1 protein-coding gene is annotated in these 869 nt (G+C 69.2%); it reads left to right on the top strand.

What is annotated here, in order from left to right:
* Window positions 1-175: 175 nt before the first annotated feature.
* A partial coding sequence (locus tag NBX02_RS15305; RefSeq protein WP_445548454.1) for a glycosyltransferase family 2 protein occupies window positions 176-869 on the top strand: 694 nt, incomplete at its 3' end.

Here is an 869-nt window from a genome sequence, read left to right as displayed (position 1 = left end):
CCGCGACGTCCGTGGCCGCCCGGGCGGCCGGGCTCGACGGCCGCCGCCCGTCCGGGCGTGTCGAGGTGGGCGCGCACGCCGCCGTCGTGGGGCTGCCCATGGATCCGCTCGTCGAGCCCGCTGCCTGGCGTCACCCGACGGTGGTCGTCAACGGCCAGCGGGTGATCACATCGTAATGTGCGCCGATGTGAAGCTTTCCATCCTGATGCCGGTTTTCAACGAAGAGGCCACGCTCGCGACCGCCGTCAAGCGGGTGCTCGAGGTCGGCTACCGCTGTGAGATCGAGCTTGTCGTGGTCAACGACGGCAGTGTGGACGGGACCCGTTCCATCCTCGACTCCCTCGACGACCCCCGGGTGGTCGTCGTGCACCAGCCGGTGAACCGGGGCAAGGGCGCCGCCGTGCGGACCGCGAGCGAGCGGGCCAGCGGTGACTACCTCGTCATCTGCGACGCCGACCTGGAATACGCCCCCGAGGAGATCCCGGCGCTGCTGGAACCGGTCCTCGCCGGTGAGGCCGACGTCGTCTTCGGCTCACGGACGTTCAGCGGCAACACCGCGTTCTCGTTCTGGTACGTGGTCGGCAACAAGCTGGTGACGCTGGCCGCGAACGTTCTTTTCAACAGCTACATCAGTGACCTGGAGACCTGCTTCAAGCTGCTGCCGGCCGGCCTGTACCGCGAGCTGGACGTCCGCTCCGCCGGCTTCGGCATGGAGGCCGAGGTGACCGCGAAGCTGCTCGCCCGCGGCATCCGGCCGTTCGAGGTCCCGATCAGCTACAAGGCCCGCACCCGGGAACAGGGCAAGAAGCTGACCTGGCGGGACGGGGTCGAGGCGCTGTGGATACTCGGCTCGGTGCGGGCCCGTCATC

This window comes from Protofrankia sp. CiP1_Cm_nod1, assembly GCF_920888515.1.
In the GTDB taxonomy this organism is placed as follows: domain Bacteria; phylum Actinomycetota; class Actinomycetes; order Frankiales; family Frankiaceae; genus Protofrankia.
This window is presented reverse-complemented; position numbering and strand designations above follow the sequence as displayed.